This is a genomic window from Streptomyces achromogenes, from assembly GCF_030816715.1.
GTDB classification, from domain to species: Bacteria; Actinomycetota; Actinomycetes; order Streptomycetales; family Streptomycetaceae; genus Streptomyces; species Streptomyces achromogenes_A.
In genome coordinates, this window is record NZ_JAUSYH010000001.1 from 8,750,117 (window position 1) to 8,771,642 (window position 21,526).

At 72.1% G+C, this 21,526-nt stretch carries 13 protein-coding genes and 2 pseudogenes; 7 read left to right on the forward strand and 8 right to left on the reverse strand.

Going from position 1 to position 21,526, the window contains the following annotated elements; translation table 11 throughout:
* Nucleotides 1–353: 353 nt before the first annotated feature.
* Nucleotides 354–1,367: a LacI family DNA-binding transcriptional regulator gene (locus tag QF032_RS38470; protein WP_307049287.1), complete on the forward strand. Its 1,014-nt coding sequence runs from the start codon at nucleotides 354–356 to the stop codon at nucleotides 1,365–1,367.
* A 222-nt stretch (nucleotides 1,368–1,589) separates the two neighbouring features.
* Here QF032_RS38470 and QF032_RS38475 read toward each other — a convergent pair whose 3' ends face one another.
* Genes QF032_RS38475 through QF032_RS38485 form a run of 3 tightly spaced genes read right to left on the reverse strand, consistent with a single transcriptional unit; the run spans nucleotide 1,590 to nucleotide 4,397 of the window.
* On the reverse strand, nucleotides 1,590–2,294 hold the full coding sequence (locus tag QF032_RS38475) for a GntR family transcriptional regulator (RefSeq protein ID WP_307049289.1): 705 nt from the start codon (nucleotides 2,292–2,294) through the stop codon (nucleotides 1,590–1,592).
* Nucleotides 2,295–2,328: 34 nt separating this feature from the next.
* On the reverse strand, nucleotides 2,329–3,057 hold the full coding sequence (locus QF032_RS38480) for an aspartate/glutamate racemase family protein (RefSeq protein ID WP_307049291.1): 729 nt from the start codon (nucleotides 3,055–3,057) through the stop codon (nucleotides 2,329–2,331).
* Nucleotides 3,054–4,397: a dicarboxylate/amino acid:cation symporter gene (locus QF032_RS38485; protein WP_307049293.1), complete on the reverse strand. Its 1,344-nt coding sequence runs from the start codon at nucleotides 4,395–4,397 to the stop codon at nucleotides 3,054–3,056. Before QF032_RS38485 ends, QF032_RS38480 begins: the two co-directional genes overlap by 4 nt.
* 575 nt (nucleotides 4,398–4,972) lie before the next feature.
* On the opposite strand from QF032_RS38485, the pseudogene QF032_RS38490 reads away from it, so the two are divergent.
* Nucleotides 4,973–5,220, forward strand: a pseudogene (locus QF032_RS38490) (IS630 family transposase); the annotation flags it as partial.
* A 148-nt stretch (nucleotides 5,221–5,368) separates the two neighbouring features.
* Here the strand turns inward: QF032_RS38490 and QF032_RS38495 are convergent.
* Entirely contained in the window at nucleotides 5,369–6,643 is a 1,275-nt protein-coding gene (locus QF032_RS38495) for an ArgE/DapE family deacylase (RefSeq protein WP_307049295.1), read from the reverse strand.
* A gap of 168 nt (nucleotides 6,644–6,811) precedes the next feature.
* On the opposite strand from QF032_RS38495, the gene QF032_RS38500 reads away from it, so the two are divergent.
* From QF032_RS38500 to QF032_RS38510, 3 genes are all read left to right on the forward strand, one after another.
* A complete protein-coding gene (locus QF032_RS38500; RefSeq protein WP_307049297.1) occupies nucleotides 6,812–7,249 on the forward strand; it encodes an Lrp/AsnC family transcriptional regulator in 438 nt (145 codons plus the stop codon).
* Between the two features lie 951 nt (nucleotides 7,250–8,200).
* Nucleotides 8,201–9,060 (forward strand): IS5 family transposase gene (locus tag QF032_RS38505; RefSeq protein ID WP_373430513.1). Its coding sequence is split into 2 segments (ribosomal slippage): nucleotides 8,201–8,557 and nucleotides 8,560–9,060, totalling 858 coding nucleotides; the frame shifts between segments, so codons are not numbered across the junction.
* A gap of 22 nt (nucleotides 9,061–9,082) precedes the next feature.
* Nucleotides 9,083–9,673: an SMI1/KNR4 family protein gene (locus QF032_RS38510; protein ID WP_307060530.1), complete on the forward strand. Its 591-nt coding sequence runs from the start codon at nucleotides 9,083–9,085 to the stop codon at nucleotides 9,671–9,673.
* 17 nt (nucleotides 9,674–9,690) lie between these two features.
* Here QF032_RS38510 and QF032_RS38515 read toward each other — a convergent pair.
* The 4 genes and pseudogenes from QF032_RS38515 to QF032_RS38530 form a co-directional block, all read right to left on the reverse strand.
* Nucleotides 9,691–10,096 (reverse strand): annotated as a pseudogene (locus tag QF032_RS38515) (IS5/IS1182 family transposase); the annotation flags it as partial.
* A gap of 18 nt (nucleotides 10,097–10,114) precedes the next feature.
* A complete protein-coding gene (locus tag QF032_RS38520; protein ID WP_307059734.1) occupies nucleotides 10,115–11,509 on the reverse strand; it encodes an FAD-binding oxidoreductase in 1,395 nt (464 codons plus the stop codon).
* Between the two features lie 714 nt (nucleotides 11,510–12,223).
* Complete coding sequence (locus QF032_RS38525; RefSeq protein ID WP_307059736.1) at nucleotides 12,224–14,362, reverse strand: hypothetical protein; 2,139 nt, start codon at nucleotides 14,360–14,362, stop codon at nucleotides 12,224–12,226.
* Between the two features lie 107 nt (nucleotides 14,363–14,469).
* The gene (locus QF032_RS38530) at nucleotides 14,470–17,130 is read right to left on the reverse strand and encodes a tetratricopeptide repeat protein (RefSeq protein WP_307059738.1); all 2,661 of its coding nucleotides are present in this window, start codon (nucleotides 17,128–17,130) and stop codon (nucleotides 14,470–14,472) included.
* A 103-nt stretch (nucleotides 17,131–17,233) separates the two neighbouring features.
* Between QF032_RS38530 and QF032_RS38535 the strand changes: the two genes are divergently transcribed.
* A complete protein-coding gene (locus QF032_RS38535) occupies nucleotides 17,234–18,502 on the forward strand; it encodes a CHAT domain-containing protein (protein ID WP_306945073.1) in 1,269 nt (422 codons plus the stop codon).
* A 10-nt stretch (nucleotides 18,503–18,512) separates the two neighbouring features.
* On the forward strand, nucleotides 18,513–21,524 hold the full coding sequence (locus QF032_RS38540; protein ID WP_307059740.1) for an MBL fold metallo-hydrolase: 3,012 nt from the start codon (nucleotides 18,513–18,515) through the stop codon (nucleotides 21,522–21,524).
* Nucleotides 21,525–21,526: the final 2 nt, after the last annotated feature.

Here is a 21,526-nt window from a genome sequence, read left to right on the forward strand (position 1 = left end):
CTCGTCCCGAGCATGCGACGCGCTGCGGAGGTGCGGAGGTGCGGAGGTGCGGAGGTGCGGAGGTTGGTGCCCCTGGGAGCGCTCCCACTGGAAGCGTTCCCAGTAACGCGGAGAGCCTTGGGGTGTGGTCGGTATGGTGTGGCGGGGCGTCAGAACTGTCAAGCGCCCATGCAAGAAGCACTGGTCACGTGCTCGTGCGGGCGACCGCAGAGCGTCAGATGCCTTCCCAGGGCGAAGGAGAGGATCTAGAGTCCTGGAACTGGAAGCGCTTCCAGCTCTCGCCCCGACCTCGAAGGGCTCCGGTTACCGGATTCTCCGGCTTTTCGGGGCCATGACGGAAAGGCCCACGGTCCATGGCAGAAGCCGCGCCTCGGCGGCAGCCGACGCTCGACGAGGTGGCCGCACTCGCCGGCGTCTCCCGATCTGTGGCCTCCCGCGCCCTCAACAACGCTCCGCATGTCAGCCGCGCCAAACGGGAGGCGGTCGAACGGGTCGTCCGGCAGCTCGGTTACGTGCCCAACCCGCGTGCCCGTGCCCTGGCCACCCGTCAGACGGGAGCGGCCGCCCTGGTCGTCTCCGGCGAGGATCCGTCGATCTTCGCGGACCCGTTCTTCGCCCAGGTGATCGTGGGGGCGTCGGCCGCCCTGGAGGAGGCCGACCTGCACCTCATGCTCTGCCTGGCCGCTTCCGACCGGGGGCGCAAGCGGGTGGAAGAGCTGTTCCGGTCCAGGGGCGCCGACGGCGTCATGCTGATGGCGCTGCGCGAGGACGATCCGCTGGCCCGGATGGCCCAGGAGGCGGAGATACCCGTCGTGTTCGGCGGCCGCCCGGTAGGGCCGGCTCCGCGGTGGTACGTGGACGTCGACAACGTCGGGGGAGCGCGCGAGGCCACCGAGTACCTGCTCTCCCATGGCCGGACTCGTGTCGCCGCGATCTGCGGACGGCTGGACACCGAAGCCGGCCGAGCCCGGTACCGCGGATACCGCGACGCCGTGCTGGCGGCCGGTCTCGATCCGTTCCCACCGCTGGAGGGGGACTTCACCGAGCCCAGCGGCGCCGCCGTCATGGCCGCCCTGCTGGAGAGCCACCCCGATGTGGACGGGGTGTTCGCCGCCAACGACAACATGGCCGCGGGGGCCCTGCGCAGCCTGCGCGGAGCCCGCCGGCTGGTTCCCGCCGACGTCGCCGTGGTGGGCTTCGACGACCTGGAGATCGCCAAAATCGCCGACCCGCCGCTCACCACCGTCCATCAACCCATCACGGCTCTCGGCCGGGAGACGGCCCGCATGCTGATCGCACTCCTCGACGGTCAGGACCCGACCCCGCTGATCCTGCCCACCGGACTGGTCACCCGGTCCAGCGCCTGATGGGGTGGTCGGGCCCGTCCCCGGTCGTCTTCGGAGACTCCACCGGTGCGAGCGGCCGGGCGGCGAGGTCACGCCGGCGGACCTGGTCGCACCCATCGTGACCGTCCTGCCCGATGCGGCGCACCCGCGCCGGCGCGCCACCGGGTCACGGGCCGGGGCCCCGACCGGCCGTGACAGACCGGCCGTGACAGACCGGCCGTGACCGCCCGGGTGACCGCCGCGTCACGGGTGCCGGTTCGGCTGACCGGTAGCCGTCTCGGCGAACTGGTTGGTGTCGAAGAGCTGGTTGATGTGTCCGCCGAGTTCGGACCAGTGGTGCGCGGAGAGTTCGGCGGCGGCGACCGCGTCGCCGTCCGCGCAGACGTCGATGAGCTGATCATGGTGCTCGATGGTGTTGCGGCCGCCGAACAGCGTGGAGAACTTGCGGTAGAGGATGCGGTGGATCTGCGGGTGGAGTTGCTCGACGATCCGGCTGAGCACGGGGTTGTCCGCGGCCGCGAGGGGGACTGCGTGGAAGCGGTCGTCGGCCGCGAGGGCGGCGTCGATGTCGTTGGCGGCGACGGCCCGTTCGAAGTCCCGGTTGGCTTCGCGCATGAGCCGCAGGGCCTGGTCGGTCATGACCGGCACGGCCGTCTCGATCGCGAGCCGGTCGAGGGAGCGCAGGACGGCAAGGGTCTTCTCGACATCGCGGCGGTTGAGGGTGGTGATGCGCGTGTAGACGCCGGGCTTGGCCTCCACCAGGCCGATGTCGGCGAGCCGTGCGAGCGCCTCGCGCACCGGGGTGCGGCTGAGGCCGAGGCGCTCGGCGAGCTCACCGTCCCTGACCTTCTCGCCGGGGACGAGTTCGCCGCGCACGATGGAGTCGCGCAGCCGCTGGAAGACCTCGTCGCTGAGAAGTCGGCGGGAGACAGGGCGGTCGAGTGACATATTGCGTACAGTACATCGCTGCTCGGCCGACGCCCTATCCCGTGGTGCTTCTGTTGGTGGCCAGGCGGACCAGGGCCTGGGCCAGGATGAGCGACGGGTCGACGAGCGGAACGTCCACGGCGTCGGCGGGAAGACCCAGGGGGATCTCGGTGCAGCCGGCGATCACCGCCTGGGCGCCCCGATCGGTCAGCCGCCGCGCGGCGCGGGCGAGCGGCTCGGACGCCGTGCCGTCGCGGGCACCGGCTTTCACCGCGCGGACCGCCGTCATGACATCCCGGTCCTGACTGTCGCCGTCCGGCAGGACGAGGCGGATCCCGAAGCGGTCCAGCCACTCCTGATACAGGCCCGCGCGGACGGTGCCCGTGGTGGCCAGCAGCCCGACGGTGTGGATCCCGGGGCGCCGGACGGTGAGGTGGCGGGCGACTTCGCCGATCATGTGGACGATGGGCAGGCCGGCGTGGCCGGCGATCCGCGGGACGAAGGCGTGCGCGGTGTTGCAGGGGATGGCGATGACGGTGGCGCCGGCCTCGCGCAGCACGCGGCTGCCGTCGAGGAGCCAGGGGGTGGGGTCGGGGCCGTCGCCCAGCAGGGCCTCGGTGCGGTCGGGGATGGTCGGGTCGGACCAGATGACGGTCCGCAGGTGGTCCTGATCGCTGGAGCCGGGGGTGGTCGCGACCAGCTTGGCGTAGAAGTCGGCGGTGGCCGCGGGGCCCATACCGCCCAGGATGCCGATGACCTCGGCCGACCGTGCGGGGCCCCTCACCGCGCCGTTTCCTTCTGCGGGGCCGTGACCTCGGGGGCGGTCGGGGGCCGGGTGCTGTCGTGGTCGGCGCGCCTGGCCTCGCGCCGCTTCTCCGAGCTGTCGACGACGGCGGCTGCCAGCGAGTTGCCGATGACGTTCACGCCGGTGCGGGCCATGTCGACCACGAAGTCGACGCCGAGGAGCAGGGCGATGCCTTCGGCGGGCAGCCCGACGGAGTTGCCGGCGGCGATGAGGACGACGATGGAGGCGGAGGCGACGCCGGCCATGCCCTTGGAGAGGATCACCAGCACCCCGACCATGAGCAGGAGAGCGGGCAGTGAGGTGTCCGCGCCGTAGGCGTTGGCGAGGAAGACAAGAGCCGCGGCCTGGTAGAGGACGGAGCCGTCGGTGTTGAAGGAGTAGCCGAGAGGGACGACGAAGGAGGTCGTGGAGCGGCTGACGCCGAACGCTTCGAGCCTGCCCATCAGCGGGGCCAGCACCGACTCGGAGCTGCGGGTGACGAACGCGATCCCGGCCAGTCCGCCGACGCACCTGAGCAGCTCGACGTAGCGGATGCGGTAGACGGCGGCGATGAGCGGGAAGAGCACGCCGATGACGACAGCCAGCCCCGCGTAGACCACGGCGATGAAGCCGAGCAGGCTGCGCAGGTTGCCGAAGCCGTAGTGGGCGACGTCGTAGGAGATGAACCCGAGCACGCCCAGCGGTGCGGTCCGGATGACATAGCCGACGACCTGGAACATCACCGCGGCGACGGACTCCAGGACGGCGGCGAAGGGTGCGGACTTCTCCCCGATCGCGGCCATGGCAACGCCCACGAGGAGGGCGAAGACGATGGCGCCGAGGAGGTTGCCCTCGCCGAACGCGGCGAAGATGTTCTTCGGCACGGCGTGCAGAACCAGTTCGTGGAAGTCGATGCCCTGGCTCAGACCGTTGAGGTCCCCGGCGTCGGCGCCGTGCACGGGGGCGTCCTTGCCGATGTCCGTGAGCTTGGCCAGGCCTACCGCGATTAGCAGGATCACGGTGGTGACGAGTTCGAAGTAGAGGATGGCCTTGCCGGCGATCCGGCCGACCTTCTTGACCGACTCCATGCGGGCGATGCCCAGCACGATGAGCGGGAAGACCAGAGGCAGGACGACGACCTGCACGAGGTTCAGGAAGACGTCTCCGAGGAGTTTCATCTGTTCGCCCGCGGCGGGGGCGAGGGATCCGATGAGGGCCCCCAGTCCGACGGCGATGACCGACTGGATGCCGATCGGCGTCTTCAGGCATCGCCGCACGAAGCCCGAGGGTCGTGCCAGCGGCAGTTCCGTGCTGGTGGAGCGGGTGTGTGTGGTGCCCATGAAAGACCTTCCGCCATATGCAATATATTGCATTCTGCGTGTTGGTCGGTAAGACTGAGGCCGGAAGCACCGGCCTGTCAAGAGGCCCCGCACCGGTGCCCGCCCCACGTCCGGCGGCGGCGAAAAGGAGCAGCAGCTGATGGTGCAGGTCACACGCGTCGAGCGTGATCTGATCCGGGGACGAGGAAGTTCCCGCCGACGCCTACTGCGGCGTGTACGCGGTGCGGGCCGTGGAGAAGCTCGCGATCACCGGAACGGCCGTCGCCGAGTTCCCCGAATGATCACGGCGCCGGCCGCGGTCAAGTAGGCGGCCACGCGGGCCGATCGCGACCGGGGGCTGCTGCCGGCCGACATCGCCGAAGCGATCATCGGCGCGCTGGGGGATCCGCTCGGGACGGCTGGACGAGCCGTTCCTCGTCGACCAGGTGCCCTCGGATCGGCAGAACGCCTTCCGGTGCGGACACCCGCCCCGAATGGAGAAGTGCGGGCAGGCTCGCCGGCCGCTCGGTCCTGACGACGAGGACTTGATCGTTCAGACGGCCACCACCCGCCCCACTAAGCCCGGCCAGACCCATAACCGCGTCGAGCTCTGCCTCTCGCCGGCCTACGCGTCGTGGGCCAACCCGATCGGGGCGCACTTCGGGCTGCTGCGGCAGTTCACCATCGCCAACTCCAACCACCGCAACCACACCGTGCAGACCCGGGCCCTGCACGCCTGTCTGCGCCGGCGCAGAGCGAATGCCCGTCACTCCGACGTGCTGGCAGCCCCGCGCCGCGAGCGTGCCCGCATCCGCAGCGAGAGGGCATCCGTCGGGGCGGACGTCCCCTCGCCGATGCCGCTCGACCGGCCCCGCGACCTTGCCCGGCCGGGTCCTGGCAGTGGCCGTCCACCCTGGCGCCGGCTGCAGTGAGGTTCCCGTATTCGCCGAACCGGCTGCGGGCAGCACAGGAGGGCGAGGCGCTGGTGGCTGCTACTTGGTGCCGACCATGCGCAGTGCGGCGAGTACCAGTGTCCGAGTGACGGTGACGACCTCGCTGACGTGAACGCTTTCCCGCGGACCATGGGCCAGGGTGACGTCGCCGGGGCCGTACTGCAGTGTGGGGATGCCCGCCCCGGCGTACAGACGCAGGTCACTGCCGTACGGGGCGCCCTGCTCGGCAGGCCGGGGGCCGCCGGTGACGTCGACGTGGGCGTCGGCGACCAGCGAGGCCAGCGGGTGTCCGGCCGGGAGCCGTCCGCTGGCGAACTGACCGCCGGGCCACGTCACCGTGGCGGGGCGGGAGCGCAGCCACGGGTCGGCAGCGCAGGCTTCGGCCACGCACGCCTCCAGTTCGTTGCGGGCCCGGGCCGGGTCCTCACCGAGCCGGACGCCCAGTCTTCCTTCGGCCACCAGCAGATCGGGCACGCTGCTGGCCCAGTCGCCGGCCTGCACGGTGCCGACGGACAGCGGGTAGGGGATGGGGTATCGGGACATGAGCGGATCGGCGCCGGTGTTGCGGCGGGCTTCCAGGCGGGCGAGCGCGCGGTGGACGGGCAAGTAGGCGTCGATGGCACTCACTCCGGCGTACCTGGTGCTGCCGTGGGTGGCCCGGCCGGGTACGTCGATGCGAAAGGTCAGGGCGCCCGCGTTCGCGGTCATGAGCGCGCCGCTGGTCGGTTCGGTGATGACGCAGGCGTCACCGGTGTAGCCGCGCAGGAGGGTGCCGAACGCCCCGAGTCCTCCGTCCTCCTCGCTGACGACGAAGTGTGCGGACACCTGGCCGCGCAGCCTTGCGCCCGCGGCCCGTATCGCGGCGAGTGCGGCGAGTATCGCCACCACGCCGGCTTTCATGTCACATGCTCCCCGGGCGTGCACCACGTCCCCGGTGACCCGCGGCTGGAACGGGTCACCCGGCCATTGCGCCAGGTCCCCGGGAGGGACGACGTCGACATGCCCCTGGAGGACCAGGCTCGGCCCGTCGCCGACCTGCGGCGTGCCTCCCACCAGACCCCACGCCTCCGTGCGGGGGGCCTCGCAGCCCGGAAATCGCGGATGCTCGCGCAGCTCGGGCAGGTTCATGGACCACAGGTCGACCTCGAGATCCATACGCTCCAGATGCCGGGCCAGAACGTGCTGGAGCTCGGACTCCGCGGCGCTTCCCGTCACGCTGGGCACAGCGAGAAGTTCCAGCAGCAAGTGGGCGATGGCCGCCTCATCCACCGCGGCCAGCGCCGTGGCTTCCACATCGCTCAGGCTTGCCGTCATCTCCGCAGGATCCCGTCTCGTGACATCTGGACAGCGGGAGACTATGTTCGGCAGCCGGTGCAAACAATCGCCATTTGCTTCTCTCCATCACCGATTTCTTGCAAGATTGGCGAGGCTGTGGCGAATTCTTGCGCCCTGTTCGGCCACTCTGAGACCGGGAGGGAAGGCATGGACGCCATCGACCAAGCAATCGTCCGCTGCGTGCTGCGCGACGCCCGCGCCACGTACGCCCAGATCGGCAGGGCGGCCGGGTTGTCCGCGCCGGCAGCCAAGCGGCGTCTCGACCGCCTGGTGGCCACGGGTGCGATCCGCGGTTTCACCGCTCTCGTCGATCCTCAGGCGCTGGCCTGGCACACCGAGGCTTTCGTCGAGGTCTACTGCACCGGGAACCCCACCCCCGCCGAACTGCGCCGCGCTATGGAGGATATTCCGGAGGTCGTCGAAGCCTGTACCGTCTCCGGAGCCGCCGACGCCGTCGTCCACATGCTCGCCAGAGACATCACCCACCTGGAGCAGGCCATCCAGCGCGTGCGCGCCACCGCTCCTGTCGAGCGGACCGAGAGCGCCATCGTGCTCTCCCGGCTGCTGAACCGCCCTCGCCTGTGATCGACACGCGGTCGCCGCGAGTGGGGAGACGGGTTCGGGGACCACTTCGCCGACGACGTCAGTGCGACGGGCATCGGCGAAGGCACCGACGACCGGGGTCCCCGTAGATCTAGCCAGGTGAGCGGATACGGGCAGGCCGGCATCGAACTGCGCCGGGCCGACCCCGAAGACCCTGAACAGGCCGCGAAAAGCCGTGGTCTGGCCGGCCCCGAGCCCGGGCAACGGCAGGGTCGGTGGCTGATCGTCGGGGACGACGTGGCCGACTCCATCGACCTCGCCTTGTCCTGGAGTTCCGGCGTGGTCGAGGGCCAAGTAAACCGGGTGAAAACCATCAGAAGAGCCATGTGTGGCCGGGCCTCGTTTTCAGCTCCTCCGCAACCGGATCCTCACACAGCCGTGATCACGGACAGCCCGGCAAGGCTCAGCCGTCCACGGTGACCGGCTGGGCCGGTGGGCCATCCACCAGCAAAGACGCCAGCAGTTCTGGCAACTCAGCCGGTCGCAGAACATCGGACGTCGCGACCAACTCCGCGGCGGTCCACCAGCACCACGCGGGCGCTCGGGCGCGGCACGAGGCCCCCCTCCAACGTCATCACCTCGTCAGCGTAGAACCTCGGCCGCCCAACTGAGCCGCTCCCGGACCGAGCTCACGCAATGGCGGTCAGAGCCGATTTCAAAGAGCGTCATCACAGCACGGGCTGGAAATCGTGATGGCCGTCGCCCAGGGCTTCGAAGCCCGCAAGGAGCGGTCGGCAGGCGCATCACCCGCCCGCACAGCCCTCGCATACGAGCCGGTCACCGGCCCCGCCGCACGGCGGCTCCAGTTCGTGTCTCTTGGAGCAGCCTGATTCAGCCATGGTGCTGAGGGCCGCGTGAGCGGACCGAAGGTCTGCATGACGCGGACTAGGGTCCGTCTTCAAAGATCATCATGTGATGGATCATGGTGGGGTGATACGCCGCCATGAACTCACCGATCAGGAGTGGGAGTTACTCGCTCCACTCATACCGCGGGCCGCGACAGGTCGTCCGCGGGTGTCGGACCGGCAGGTCATCAACGGGATGGTCTACAAGATCCGGACCGGGATCTCCTGGCGTGACCTGCCGGAACGCTATGGGCCGTGGCAGACGGTCTACACCCGCTTCCGCCGCTACGCCCTGGACGGCGTGTTCACCCGGGCTCTCCAACAGATCCAAGCGTGCGCTGACGCGGCCGGCGACATCGACTGGCTCGTCCAGATCGACTCCACCATCGTCCGGGCCCACCAGCACGCCGCCGCCACCGGCCCAAAAGGGGGATCCACAGCCCGGACGAACCGGACGATCACGCCCTCGGCCGGTCCCGAGGCGGACTGACCACCAAAATCCACCTCGCCTGCGACGGCCGCGGCCGTCCCCTCGCCGTTCTGCTGACCCCAGGCCAACGCCACGACAGCATCTGCGCACGCCCCCTCCTGGAACGCATCCGCGTACCGCGAACCGGCCAGGGCCGGCCCCGCTGCAGACCCGACCAGATCGTCGCCGACAAGGCCTACAGTTCCCGCGGCTTCCGCGCCTACCTGCGCAAACGCGGCATCACGTGCACCATCCCGGAGAAGAACGACCAGCGGCGACACCGCCACAACCGCGGCCGTCACGGAGGCAGGCCACCGGCATTCGACCGGCAGATCTACCGCCGACGCAACGTCGTCGAACGCTGCTTCAACCAGCTCAAAAGCTTCCGTGGCATCGCCACCAGATACGACAAGACCGCCACCTCCTACGAAGCAGCGGTCAGTCTCGCGTCATTCCTGCTCTGGGCAAGATCCGTTTGAAGACGGACCCTAGGCTCGCCCCCTGACGGAGCCACCTCTCACTGAAGCTGAGATCGTCGAGGCCGAACGTGATCTCGGTGTGTCCTTTCCCGAGGAGTACCGGACGTATCTGCGCGAGGTGAGCGCGGGCGGGGCGCTCTTCCGGCTTGAGCGGATGGGGCGTGGTTGGTGGTGGGCCGGCAATGAGAAGTGGCGGCGCGAGCTGCTGGCCGTTCCCTTTCCGCATCCCGACTCCTATGCCGAGAGCGACGACGAACTGATGGGGCGTGAGCCACAGGCTGAATCATTCGATGACGACGCCGAGCATGGGACAGCCTGGCGTTCCTGGGCCGACGAGGCCGACAGGTTCGAGGACCTGAAGACGGCCGGTGCGGTGGTCATCCAGGAGCACGGCTGCGGCTTTTCCACCCTGTTGGCGCTGACCGGCTCGCTGGCTGGCACCGTGTGGTGGGACGGACGGGCTACTTGTGATCGGATCGTCCCGCTCTCTTTGGACCACGTCACTGGCGCCCGGCCCGTCCAATTCTCGGAGTGGTTGGACCACGGTTCATGGGCTTTGTTGCCGCCGGACTGGGGGCCACGCCTTGCATCAGCCCCTGTTGTTCACCGCTAGGTTCTGTCCTTCGGCGGTCAGCGTCGGGTCCAGATGAGGATGCCCCGAGGTGGAGTGCCGACTGGTAGACGATCGCGAGCTTGTCGGTTCGTGTGGCCGGGCCGCGCCACCGCGTAAGGCGGTTGGCGCACCGCTCGACGGTGTTCCGCTGCTTGAGCCTCGCTGTCGAAGCCGGGCGGACGGCCGCCGAGCCGGCCTCGCCGCAGGCGGTGGCCGACTCGGTCGGACGGCTGCGGGATGACTGCACGGATGCCCTGCGTCGCGGGTGGCTGCGGATGGCGTGAGGAACAGGCGCGGTCGGCCAGAACGGCCAGGGGCGGGCCGGGGTCCGCCCGGGCTGGAGCGGGACACTCGGATGCCTGACATCACGGTCTCGAAGGCGGGTGCATCGCCTGCCTGGCCGGCGGTGACGCTGAAGGCGACCACGCATGCGGCCAGGTCCTATCGCAGGGGCACGGTGTGGCCGTAGCGCAGCAGGTTCTGTGGGTCATACGTCGTTTTCGTGCGGCGCAGACGGTCGTGGATCGCTGGGGTCCAGGCACGGGCGCGGTCGGTGTCGTCGCCCGGGGCGCCGTGCAGGTTGACCATTGTGCGGCCCGTGCCGTACGGGGTCATCGCGGTGTACAGGGCGGCCGTGGCCGCCTCCACCGCGGCGGCGGCCTCCGGGCCTGCCAGGACGCCGACCGATTCCAGCAGGTACGCGGCGTCGCGGGCGCAGACCGCGTCCTCGACGGGAGCCGGTTCGGCCAGTCGGCCGCCCATGTGACGCAGTTCGACCATGAGAAGCGGGTAGTCCTCACCCGCGTCCGGGCCTGCCTGCTCCAGAAGGGTGTCCACGGCCTCGGGGGTCAGGTCGCGCAGCAGCGCGCAGCACTCGCGGGCGGGGATGGGGTCCTGCGGGTCCTGGTAGATCTCGTCGACCTTGCGGTAGTCCAGGTCGGCCACCGTGTCGAACTCGACCGGCGCGGCCGCACGCAGCGGTGCCAGCAGGACATCCGCCTCGGCCGCGTCGCCGGTCCAGGCGACCGCGACGCGGGCGAGGAAGCGGCCGCGCATCGCTTCGGGGATGATCGGCATCGGGGGCAGCCGCAGCAGGGTGAAGCCGGTGCACATCTCGGGTGGCACAGTGGGCGCCCAGTCCGCGTAGGCGCGCAACAGGGACTCGGCGTGCTCGCCGGCGCAGTAGATGCCCCCGCCGACGACGCGGCTCAGTGGTACCAACCCGGTGACCAGGGACGTCACCACGCCCACGTTCCCCTTGCCGCCGCGCAGCGCCCAGAACAGGTCGGGCTCGTGGTCGGCGTCCGTCTCGTGCAGGGTGCCGTCCGGGGTGACGACCTGGAAGGAGTGGACCAGGTCGGAGGCGAAGCCGTAGGCCCGGCCGAGCAGCGGCAGCCCGCCCCCCAGGATGTATCCAACCACCCCGGCGTCCGTCGCGGAGCCGTTGAGCGCGGCGAGGCCGTGCGGGACCGAGGCCTCCAGCAGCAGCCGCCACTTCACACCGGCGCCGACGGTCGCAGTGCGCGCCTCGACGTCGATGAGTACGTCGGTCATCCGGGCGGTGTTGATCAACAGTCCGCCGTCCACAGGAAAGTTGGCGCCGTGTCCGGTGGCCTGGACGGCGACGGGGGTGCCGGTGGCGGCGGCCCAGCGCATAGCTCTGACGACGTCGTCTGCACCTGTCGCACCCACGACGACGTCGGGCGCGTGCCGGGCCGCCAGGTTGAAGGCGGCGACCTCGGCGTCGTAGCCCTCGTTCCCCGGGCGCAGCACCGGGCCGCGCACGTCAGACAGGGCGAACAGGTCGGGGGTGTGGTGATGGTGCGTGGCGGTCATCGAGGCCTCCTCAAGCGCAGGAGCGGCCGTCTCGGTCCTCCTTCTCAGGATGGACCTGGGGCGTTTGCGGTGCATGCGGGGCGGGGGTGTGAAGGTGGGGCGAGCGTGGCGCAGCCGGAGGCCGCGGTGGCCGCGGATGCGGATCCGGTGGTGAGCATGAGGTGCCCGGCCTGCTCGCCGAGCATCTCCAGGACGCCGCCGAGGTCGCGGTGCGCGATGGGCTGCGAGGCGGGTGGTCCATCCGGCGAGGCCAGGGGTATTCGCTGTGGGTGGCCGCGCCGCTCAGCGCCCACCGGGCGGCCCTGCGCGCGTGCGCCGCGCTTGGGGCCGAGGGGCGGCCCCGGCCGGACGCAAGGCCTACCGGGTGTACGCCGACCGTGTCGAGACCGCCTGAATGAGCGCCGCTGCGCTGATGGAAGCCGGCGCGGACATCGACCACCGTGGCACCACTTTCACTCCCGATCTCATCAGCGACCTTCTCTGGGCTCTCGACGATCCCGCCACCCGCCGCCCCCGCATCGGCGCCGCAGACTTCGAAGAAGCGTGTTTCGAGGGCGACGCCATGTGCGGGTCGGCGTCCTTCGCGGGCGACGCCTGGTTCGACTCGGCGTCCTTCGAGGGCGGAGCCGGGTTCGAGTCGGCGTCCTTCGCGGGCACCTGCATCGAGATGGTTACGCAGGCCGGACAGGAGGAGCGGCCGGGGTGCGGCCGTGCTCAGCGCGCGGGCGGAGGGCCGCCGTGCTCCGGGTCGCGGGGCAGGGCGGCGTGCTCCAGGCCGTGCAGCCGGGCCGCCGCGCGCCGGAAGCGTCCGGCCAGGTCGGCGTCGGTGCCGCGGAGCCGCCGCAGATCGGCGTCGGTGGTGCGCAGCGCGGCGGACAGGAGGCGGGCCCTGCCGCGTTCGAGGCGCAGAACCGCCCGCGCGGGGGCACCCGCCGCCGCGTGGGCGTGCGCGGCCTCCGCGGCCACCTCGGTCGCCCGCGCCAGCCAGATCTCCGCGGCGGGGCGGGTCAGTTGTGTCCGGACGAGCAGGTCGACGGCGTCCACCGCGTGGTCGAACGCCTTCGCGGCCTCCTCGTGGGCCTCCCGGCGCGTCGCCCAGGCGCCCCAGGCGCGGCCGGCCACCAGCCGCACCGGTACGTTGTCCGGGTCGGCGAGCCGACAGCTCTCCCGGTAGGCGCGCACGGCCTCCGCTGCGTCCCCCGACTGTCCGCGGTCGACGAGGTTGTGACCCAACTCGCTGAGCCTGCCGGCCCGTTCGGGAGAGTCGGGCGCAGTGGCGCGGAGGGCACGGCGCAGTGCCCCGATCGCCTCGTCGAGCGGCGCGCGCTGACCGGTCCGCTGCGCCGTGGCACGCAGCGCCGCGGCGTGGTTGGTCAACACCGTGGCCGTGTACGGCGACTCCTCGCCGACCGTCCGCCGGACCTGCTCGTGAAGCTCCACCGACCGCACCAAGGAGGCGCGATCCCCGGCCAGTTCGGCGTGCAGCCGTAGCGCCGCGGCGAGGTTGGCCCGGCGCAGGGGCAGATCGGGCAAGCCGTCGCCGGTCAGGGCGACGGCCCGCTCGTGCATCCCGACCGCCCGGTGCGCCTCGGCCGCGTCGTCGAGACGCCGGGCGCTCAGCCGCAGACTCGTCCCCCACTGATCCAGGTACAGCGCCTCGTCGTCCCGTTCGGGTCCAGGCGAGGTCGCCGCCCGCTCGTGGGCGCGCACCGCCTCCCGCAGATCGGCCAGGTCGCCTTGGCGTTCGTGCCGGGTCAGCAGGACGGTGCCCAGCCCGCTGCTGTGGGCCGCGTGCTCCGGCGATCCCGGCGGCGCGGCGCGCTCGGCCTCGGTGTACAGCGCCACGGCCTCGTCCAGTGCGTTCCTGCCCTCGTGGAGGTAACGGTCGGCGAGCACCGAAGCCAAGTGCGCCAGCCGGGCCGGCCGTTCGGGCGAGCGGGCGCCCGTACCGGCGAGCGACTCCCGCAGACACTCCTCCGCACGGCGCAGATCCCGGACGGAGCCGGTACACCCGAAGAACTCGGACAGGGCCACCCCGAGGTTGCCCAACGCCCGCGCGGACCTGCCGTCGTGTTGTACCGCCCGCTCGAACCACACGACGGCGTCGGCCAGATCGGCGGGGGTGCCGGTGGCGAAGTACCGTGTGCGCAGCACGGACGCGAGAGTGGTCAGCATGTCGGCGTTGCGCGCGCCGGACGGCCACGGACCGTCGGGGTCCGCGGGCTCCTCGCGCTCCACCACCCGGCGCAGCAGCTCCGCCGCCCGGTCCAGGGCCGCGGGGCGCCGGTCGATCCGGTGCCGCAGTTCGAGCGCCCAGGCCAGGTTGGTGACCGCGTCGAGCCGTTCGGAGGTGCTCGGCGGGGTCAGCGCGTACACCGTGTCGAGGAGGCCGACGGCACGGCCCACGTCCTCCGCCGAGCCCACGCGGTCGGCGCGGCGCAGCAGGGCGACACCGAGGTGGCCGTACGCCACCACGCGCTGCGGCGCGGTGAAACAGCGGTCGGCGGCCCGCTCGCAGTGGTCCACGGCGGTGTCGAGGTCGTCACGGCGCCCGGATTCGGCCGCCTGGTCGAGCGCGTCCTGGGCGGCCTGCACCAGCTCCTCCCACCGCTCCTGCGCGGGGTCGGCCGCCGTCAGTTCGCCGAACACCCGGGTCGGTCCCGAGCCCCGGCACCGCTCAAGGAGCAGCCGGTGGTACTCGTAGGTGTCCGCTGTGGTGTGGTCGGCGTCGGACCGCGCCTCCTCCTCCCATGAGGCGAGCAGGGCCAGGGCCTTGTCCCCGGTCAGCCACGGCCGCGACGCCACCAGCCGCTCGGCGCCCGCCCAGTCCGCGCAGGACAGGAAGCGGTCCATCAGCCGCTCCGGACGCCACTCCCGAAGCCGCCGCACGACAGCGGCAGCCCGGCCCACCGCGTCCGGCCGACCCGGCGTGGGCGTCCGGCCCGTCGTGGGCGGCCGGCTCACCGTGGGCGTCCGGCTGGGTGTGAACGGGTGTCGTCGCGCGGGTTCTCCAGGCGGGCGAGCCGGTCCACGAGACGGCGGTAGCGGTCGGCCACCGCGCCATGTCCTGCGGCCACCAGCCGTTCGAGAGCGGCGTCCCCGGTCAGCAGCGCCTCGCTGAGCAGCACCGCCCGGCCCGCCTCCAGGGCCCGTACGGCACCCGGGACGTCACCAGCGCGCAGATACGCCTCGGCCGCGTCCGCGGGCAGCCGGTCGGCGATCCTCAGCCAGCTCTCCCGGTGCAGGCGCATCCCCTGGCCGCGATACGCCGTGCGCAGGGCGTCGAGACCGAATCGGTAGGCGGCGGCCGCCTCCGGCCACGCCCCGCGCGCCGTGGCCCAGCTACCCCAGTTGCGCGCCGCCTCAAGGGCCCAGCGCGGTCCGCGTTCCGCCCCCGACCGGCACGCCTCCTCCAGCGCCGCCGCGGCGGTCCGCCGGTCGTCCTCCGTCCCGGTGAGGCCGTGCAGGTCGCGCAGGAAGCAGCCGAGGTTGTTCAGCCGCAGCGGACGGTCCGGGGACGCCGGGGGCGTCGCGTCGACCGCCTCCCGCAGCAGGGCGATCGCCTCGTCCAGGTCCGCCCGCGCGCCGTTCAGCCGCCAGCGGCGCCACAGCGCGCCCCCGGTGTTGGCGGCGATCCGGCCGCGTTCCGGCGCCGACGCGGGCAGCAGGTCCAGGGCCTCGGCATGGGCGGCGAGGCCCGTCTCGAGGTCGCCCGGGTCGGCGTCGCGCTCGTAGCGGTCCATGAGGGCGTTGCCGAGGTTGTCGAGGAACACCGGCCGGTCGGGGGTAGTGCGTCCGGCCAGGGCGACCGCCGTGTTCAGCAGGGCGACCGCCTCGTCCAGGTCGTGCGGCGCGTCGAGGTGCTGATGGCGCTCCCGCACGGCGTTCGCCAGGTCGTTGAGGGCGCCGGCGCGGCCCGGCGCGTCCGCGGGGAGTGCGGCGACTGCCTCGCGGTGCAGGGCGACCGCCTCGTCGAGGTCCACGACCGAGCCCGTCACGCCGAACCGGTCGAGCAGCGCGTTGCCCAGACCGCCCAGCAGGTCCGGCCGCCGGGAAGCCCGCGGCGGCAGCAGCCGCAGGGCCCGGCGCAGCGCCGCCACGGCCCGCTCCAGGTCGTCGGCCGCCCCGGTGGACTCGTGCCGCAGCCGCAGGGCCTCGGCCAGGTTCTCCAGGTACAGCGGGAGACCGGGGGCCCGTTCGGGCGTGGCCGCCACCAGCGCTTCCAGCTGGTCCAGCGCGAACGCCAGGTCCCCGGGGTCCCCGGTGCGGTGGTGGCGCCGGATCCTGCCGCGCGCGCGGTTGTTGAGGTCTGCGGGACCGGGGCGCTCGGGGCGCAGCTCGGCGACCGTGTCGAACAGGCCGACGGAACGGTCGAGATCGGCGATCTCCCGCGTGTGCTCGTAGCGGTGCGCCAGCGCGACGGCCAGAGTGGTCAGCCTGCCGGGCAGAGCCGGGGCCGACTCGTCGGTAAGCTGGGCGCACCGCTCCAGACAGGCCACGGCCCGCTCCAGGTCCTCCTCGTCGCCGTGGTGCAGATAGCGCGCGGTGAACACCGTGCCGAGCGTGTTCAGACAGAGCGGCAGCAGCGGTTCGGGCCCGTCGAGCAGGTCCACCGCGTGCTCCGCTGCCTCGACGGCCTCCTCCAACTCGGCAGGGTCCGCGTCGCGTTCGTAGCGCTCCAGGAGGGTGCGGGCGAGGTTGTTCCAGAGGTGCGGCGAATTGGAGTGCCCCTGGGGACGATCCGCGGTGGCGGCGCGCAGCAGGACGGTCGCCTCGTCCATGTCCCCCGGATCGCCTTCCTCGTGGTACCTCCGGATCAGCGCGTTCGCGAGGACACCGGACTGCCGGGCCCTGTCGGCCGCGTCGGCGGGACTCGTGTCGTGGGCCCGCCGGGCGGCGTGCACGGCGTCGGCCAGATCGGCGGGAGAGCCGCGTCGGGCGTGGCGCTCCAGCAGGGCGAGGGCCAGATTGGCCTGCCGCAGCGGCAGGTTCGGGGATCCGGCGGGGGTGAGCGCCACCGCCCGTGCGCAGCCCTCGGCCCAGGCGTCGAGATCGGCCGGATCGCCGGCGCGGTCGTAGCGGTGCATGTGGGCGGAGGCCAGATTCGTCACGTGCAGCAGGTGGTTGGGATCCTCGGCGGCGCCGTGCAGCACGGCACGCGTGTGCAGCTCCAGGGCGCGGTCGAGCAGCGCGGGTTCGCCCTCGGCGCCGTACAGGTCCGTCAGGACGAGACCGAGGTTGTCCGCGACCGTGGCGTTCGCCGGGGACAACTCGGCGGCTTCCTCGAGTACCTCCCGCGCCCGTTCCAGCAGATGCTCGTCACCGGTCTCGTCGTGGCAGACGCGCAGGCAGTTGCCCAGGTTGTTGAGCGAGTCGGCGTCCCGGGCGAGCCGCACATGCTCCTCGTGCACCTCCAGTGCCTCGGCGAGCACCGCGAACTCGCCTTCCGCCTCGAAGAGATCGAGCAGCGCACCGCCCAACTCATCCATATGTGCGGCGACATGCTCCTCCCGCGCCAGCGTCCGCAGCAGTTCCACGGCCTCGCGGGCCGCCTGCGGATCACCCGTCTCGGCATACCGGTCACGTGCCCGGTACGCCGCCTCGGCCCGGTCGTCGGTCACCGGCACTCCCTCTCGAACGGTCGACTCGCCTCCCCAGTGTGAGTGTTCATCTACGCTGAGTTCCACCGGATCGGTGAAGGAGCCGACCGCTGGGGGTGATGGGGTGGACCGCTTCGAGGAGATCCGCGCGGCCAGGCGCGAACTCGACGCCGTCGTGGACGAGATCCGGCAGCTCGACGGGTTCGAGGACTTCCTGCCCGAACCGACCGAGGAGGACGTCCACCGCGCCGCCGAGGAGCAGCCGCTGGTGTACCTCTCGGCGGCCGAACGCGGCGGAGTCGCGCTCGTCGTGCACGACCACGACGTACGCCAGGTGGACTTGCCCGCCCTGACCGCCGAGGCGGTGCGCACCCGTGCGCGCGCCCACGACGACGCCCACCAGGGGTATGCGGCCGACCGCGCCGGACGGCTGACGCAGTGGGAGAAGTCCCTGGAGACGACCACGAAGTGGCTGTGGGACGACCTCATGGGCCCGGTCTGCGACGCCCTGCGCGCCTTTGACGGCGCCGTCCTGGTGGCCGGAGGCCTGCTCGGGCTGCTGCCCCTGCACGCGGCCTGGACCGAGGACGCGGCGACACCCACCGGACGCCGGTACGCCCTCGACGACCTCGTCCTCAGCTATGTGCCCAACGCCCGCTCCCTGACCTCGGCCCGCGCACGGGCCGGGGGCCGCGTCGAGCGGCTGGCCGTCGTCGTGGACCCGGCCGGACGGTCGCCCCTGGGCTCGGCGGAGCAGGAGGCCCGCGCGGCGGCGGCCGGTTTCCCGGCCCGTACGACTGTGCTGCGCGGCCCGGCTGCCCACGCTGCCGCGGTCCGCGACGCCCTCGCCGACGCCGACGCCGCGCACTTCGCCTGTCACGGGCAGGCCGACCTGCTCACCCCGCTGGACAGCGGACTGCTGCTGGCCGGCACCGACGAACTGCGGCTGCGCGACCTGCTGGCGCTGCGGCTGACGCTTCGCCTGGCCGTCCTGTCCGCCTGCGAGTCGTATCTGCCGGGCACCGTCCTGCCGGACGAGGTGGTGTCGCTGCCCGGCGGACTGCTCCAGGCGGGCGTCGCCGGGGTGGTCGCCGCCATGTGGTCGCTGCCCGACGTACCGGCCGCGCTCCTCATGACCGACTTCTACCGGCGCTGGCGCACCGAGGATGCCCACCCGGCCACGGCGCTGCGCGACGCCCAGACCTGGCTGCGCGACGTACCCAACGGCGAACGGTTCGCCCTCCTCCAGCAGGCCCTCGTCGCCGGCGAGCCCTGGCTGCCGGACGACGAGACCACCGAGGGACTCCTGTTGGCACTGGAGTTCCAGGAGGACGACGAGCGCTCCTTCGCCGACCTCCACTCCTGGGCCGGCTTCGGCCACTTCGGGGCGTGACGGGCCGCACGTGATCAGAGTCGAAGCACTGCCGGCCCAAGAGGGCGACTGCCTCTGGGTGGAGTGGACGTACGAAGGACGCACCCGCCGCATGCTCGTCGACGGCGGGCGGGCCGGCCGACGCGGCCGGCTGCCCGAGGGCCTCGCCGCCCGGTTCCGCAGACAGCCGGTCGCCGAGCGCGCCTTCGACCTCGTTGTTTGCACCCATCTCGACGCCGACCACATCGGCGGCCTGATACCCCTGTTCCGCGATCCGCCGGAGGGCTTCACCGCGGACGAGGTGTGGTTCAACGGCGACCGCCAGATCCTCGGCGACGTCCTCAGCCACGTCCAGGCCGACACCTTCTCCCGGCTGCTGGTGGACCAGCCCTGGAACACGAGGTTCAACGGGCGCGCCGTCGCCGTCCCGGTCGGCGGGGCGCTGCCCGAATTCGACGTCCGGGGGCTGCGGCTGACCCTGCTGTCCCCGCAGCGGGGCGCTCTGCTGGACCTGAGCCGGGACTGGACGCGCTGGGTGGAGGAGACCGAACGCGAACGACTCGCCCCCGAGACCGCCGCGCCCCCGGACGTCCTGCGCGGCGGCGGCGCCGGTGTGGCCTGGGAGGAGCTGGCGCTGGGCCCCTACGCCCGCGACGAGTCCGTGCCGAACCGGTCGAGCATCGCCTTCCTCGCCGAGTACGACGGCGCCCGTGTGCTGTTCGGCGCCGACGCGCACGCCGAGACCCTGTGCGACGGTCTGCGCCGCCTGGACGACACCCCTTGGGGACGGCCGTACCGGGTGGACCTGTGCAAGGTGCCGCACCACGGCAGCAGCCGTAACCTCAGCCCGGAACTCCTCGCCCGACTGGACTGCCGTCACTGGCTGTTCTCCACCAGCGGCGCCCGCTTCGGGCCACCCCGACCGGCGGGCCATAGCCCGGATCGCGCGGCGGTACGAAGACCCCGTGCTGTGGTTCAACTACCGCTCACTCAGCACCACCGAGTACGCCTGCCCCGAGCTCGCCGCCGAGCGGGGATTCCGGGCCGTCCACCCGCCCGAGGACCGGCCGGGCGCCGACGTGACGGTGACACCCGGCCGGGTGACCCGCACGCACACCGATCCGGAGAGGGCACAGTGAACCCCGATCCCGCTCTCGTCGAACTCATCGACCTCTGGTACGAGTTGCCGGTCCTGGTGGGCGAGGGCTGGCCCGAACTGCGCCCTCGGCTGCTGACCGCCGTGGAGGAACTGGCGACGGCACCGCCGATGGAGTACGAGCGCCGCGCCCTGGTTCTGTTGCGGCTGCTGCTCGGCCACGCCGAGGTAAGGAAGCGGCTCGCCCCGGCCCTGATCGGCAAGACCATCCCCACCGACCGCGCGGCGGACACGGAGGAGGGGACCGGCAGCCGCCCCGCCCGACGACTCGCCCTGCGGGCGGGCGTCCTGCTGCCGGACGACCCGCCTGGCCCGTCCGGCCGGTGGATCAACGCCGTGGCCGAGCCCGGCGACCCGGGTGTGCCGGGCGCGTGGGTGCTGGCCTTCGACCTCGCCGACACCCCGCGGGACACGGCCGTCGCGGCGCCCCTCGGGCATCTGGACGAGCCGGACGCCTGGCCCGTGTCCCTGACCGTACGGGTCTACAGCGCCGACGCCGTGGTGGAGCCCCTCTCCGACACGCTCACCGTGCCCCGCGAGGGCCCCTCGCCCGACCGCGCCCGCTTCCGGGTGACACCGCTCACGGCCGGCACTCCCCAGTTCCACGCGGTGTTCCTCCACGGCAACACCTATGTGCACTCGATGCTCGTCAACGCGAGCGAGTGGGCGGTGCGCACGAGCGCTCGCGGCCTGTCCCGGACCGCGGTGGGCAGGGAGCGGGACCGCGGGCTGTCCGTGCACCTGTGGCCGGCCCCCGACGGCCACAGTTACGAGATCGTCGTTTCCGGCGGCATCGGCCACGCGTACCGGGCACACCTGCGCAAGAAGGACGTCGACCTCGACGCCGTGGCCCGCGACGCCCGTGAACCCCTGCGCATGCTGGCCACCGAGTGGGGACCGCTCGCCGAGGGCGGCGCGGTGACCGGGCTCGAACTCTCACCGGACGCCTACGAGAGGTACACCACGCAGCTCGCCGAGGCCGGCTGCCGCATGTTCCGCGCGCTGTTCTTCGACCGTGCGGACGCCCAACTGCAGGCCGTGGGGCGGAAGATCCAGGACTACCTCGCCGAGTCCGCGCCGCGCAGCGTGCAGTTCGTCACTGAGCAGCCCCTGCTGCCCTGGCATCTCATGTGCCCCGTCGAGGACATACGCGAAGCCGACTTCCGCCACATCCTGGGCCTGCGCCATCAGGTCGACTGCATTCCCCTCTGCGCCGACGCGGGCGGCGGCGTCACGGAGGTGGCCATCGACACCCGGCCGGGCCTCGGCGTCACGCTCGGTCTCAACCGGAGCATCGACCGGGACGGCGAACGCGATCTGGTGCGGGGACAGGAGACGTACTGGCGCGGCTACCTGGACCGGGGGCTGACCCGCCTCGCCGTCCACGACCAGCAGAACACCGTCCTGAAGGCCCTGCGCGGTGACGGAGACCCCGCCGAGATCCTCTACCTCTACTGCCATGCCGTCGCCCACGACCCCGAGGACGGCGGACCGGCCTCCGCCAGGCTCGCCGTGGAGGACGCCCACGGCGGCATCCCCCTGCGCACCCTCCACGACTACGGCGGTGCGCTGCCCGGGCTGCCCATCGTCGTGCTGAACGCGTGCGGTACCGCCTTCACCTCGCCGTCGTCCACGACGAGTTTCCTCACCTATTTCCTCGAACGTTCCCGGGGCGTGCTCGGCACCGAGGCGGACACACCCGCACCGTTCGCCGCGGCCTGGGCGACCGCCTTCTTCGACCGGTTCCTGTCCGGCGAGCCGATGGGCGAGGCGGTCCGTGCCACCCGGGAGCACTTCGCCGTCGGCCACCGCAATCCGCTCGGCCTGCTCTACGCCCTGTACTGCAACGGCGACACGGTCCTGCACCCCGCCCTCGCCACCGCCTGACG

What these genes read in the sequence shown, in the direction of transcription:
- QF032_RS38470 (WP_307049287.1), top strand. Translation starts at nt 354, where the DNA reads ATGGCAGAAGCCGCGCCTCGGCGGCAGCCGACGCTCGACGAGGTGGCC.
- QF032_RS38475 (WP_307049289.1), bottom strand. Translation starts at nt 2,294, where the DNA reads ATGTCACTCGACCGCCCTGTCTCCCGCCGACTTCTCAGCGACGAGGTC.
- QF032_RS38485 (WP_307049293.1), bottom strand. Translation starts at nt 4,397, where the DNA reads ATGGGCACCACACACACCCGCTCCACCAGCACGGAACTGCCGCTGGCA.
- QF032_RS38495 (WP_307049295.1), bottom strand. Translation starts at nt 6,643, where the DNA reads ATGACGGCAAGCCTGAGCGATGTGGAAGCCACGGCGCTGGCCGCGGTG.
- QF032_RS38500 (WP_307049297.1), top strand. Translation starts at nt 6,812, where the DNA reads ATGGACGCCATCGACCAAGCAATCGTCCGCTGCGTGCTGCGCGACGCC.
- QF032_RS38520 (WP_307059734.1), bottom strand. Translation starts at nt 11,509, where the DNA reads ATGACCGCCACGCACCATCACCACACCCCCGACCTGTTCGCCCTGTCT.
- QF032_RS38525 (WP_307059736.1), bottom strand. Translation starts at nt 14,362, where the DNA reads ATGGACCGCTTCCTGTCCTGCGCGGACTGGGCGGGCGCCGAGCGGCTG.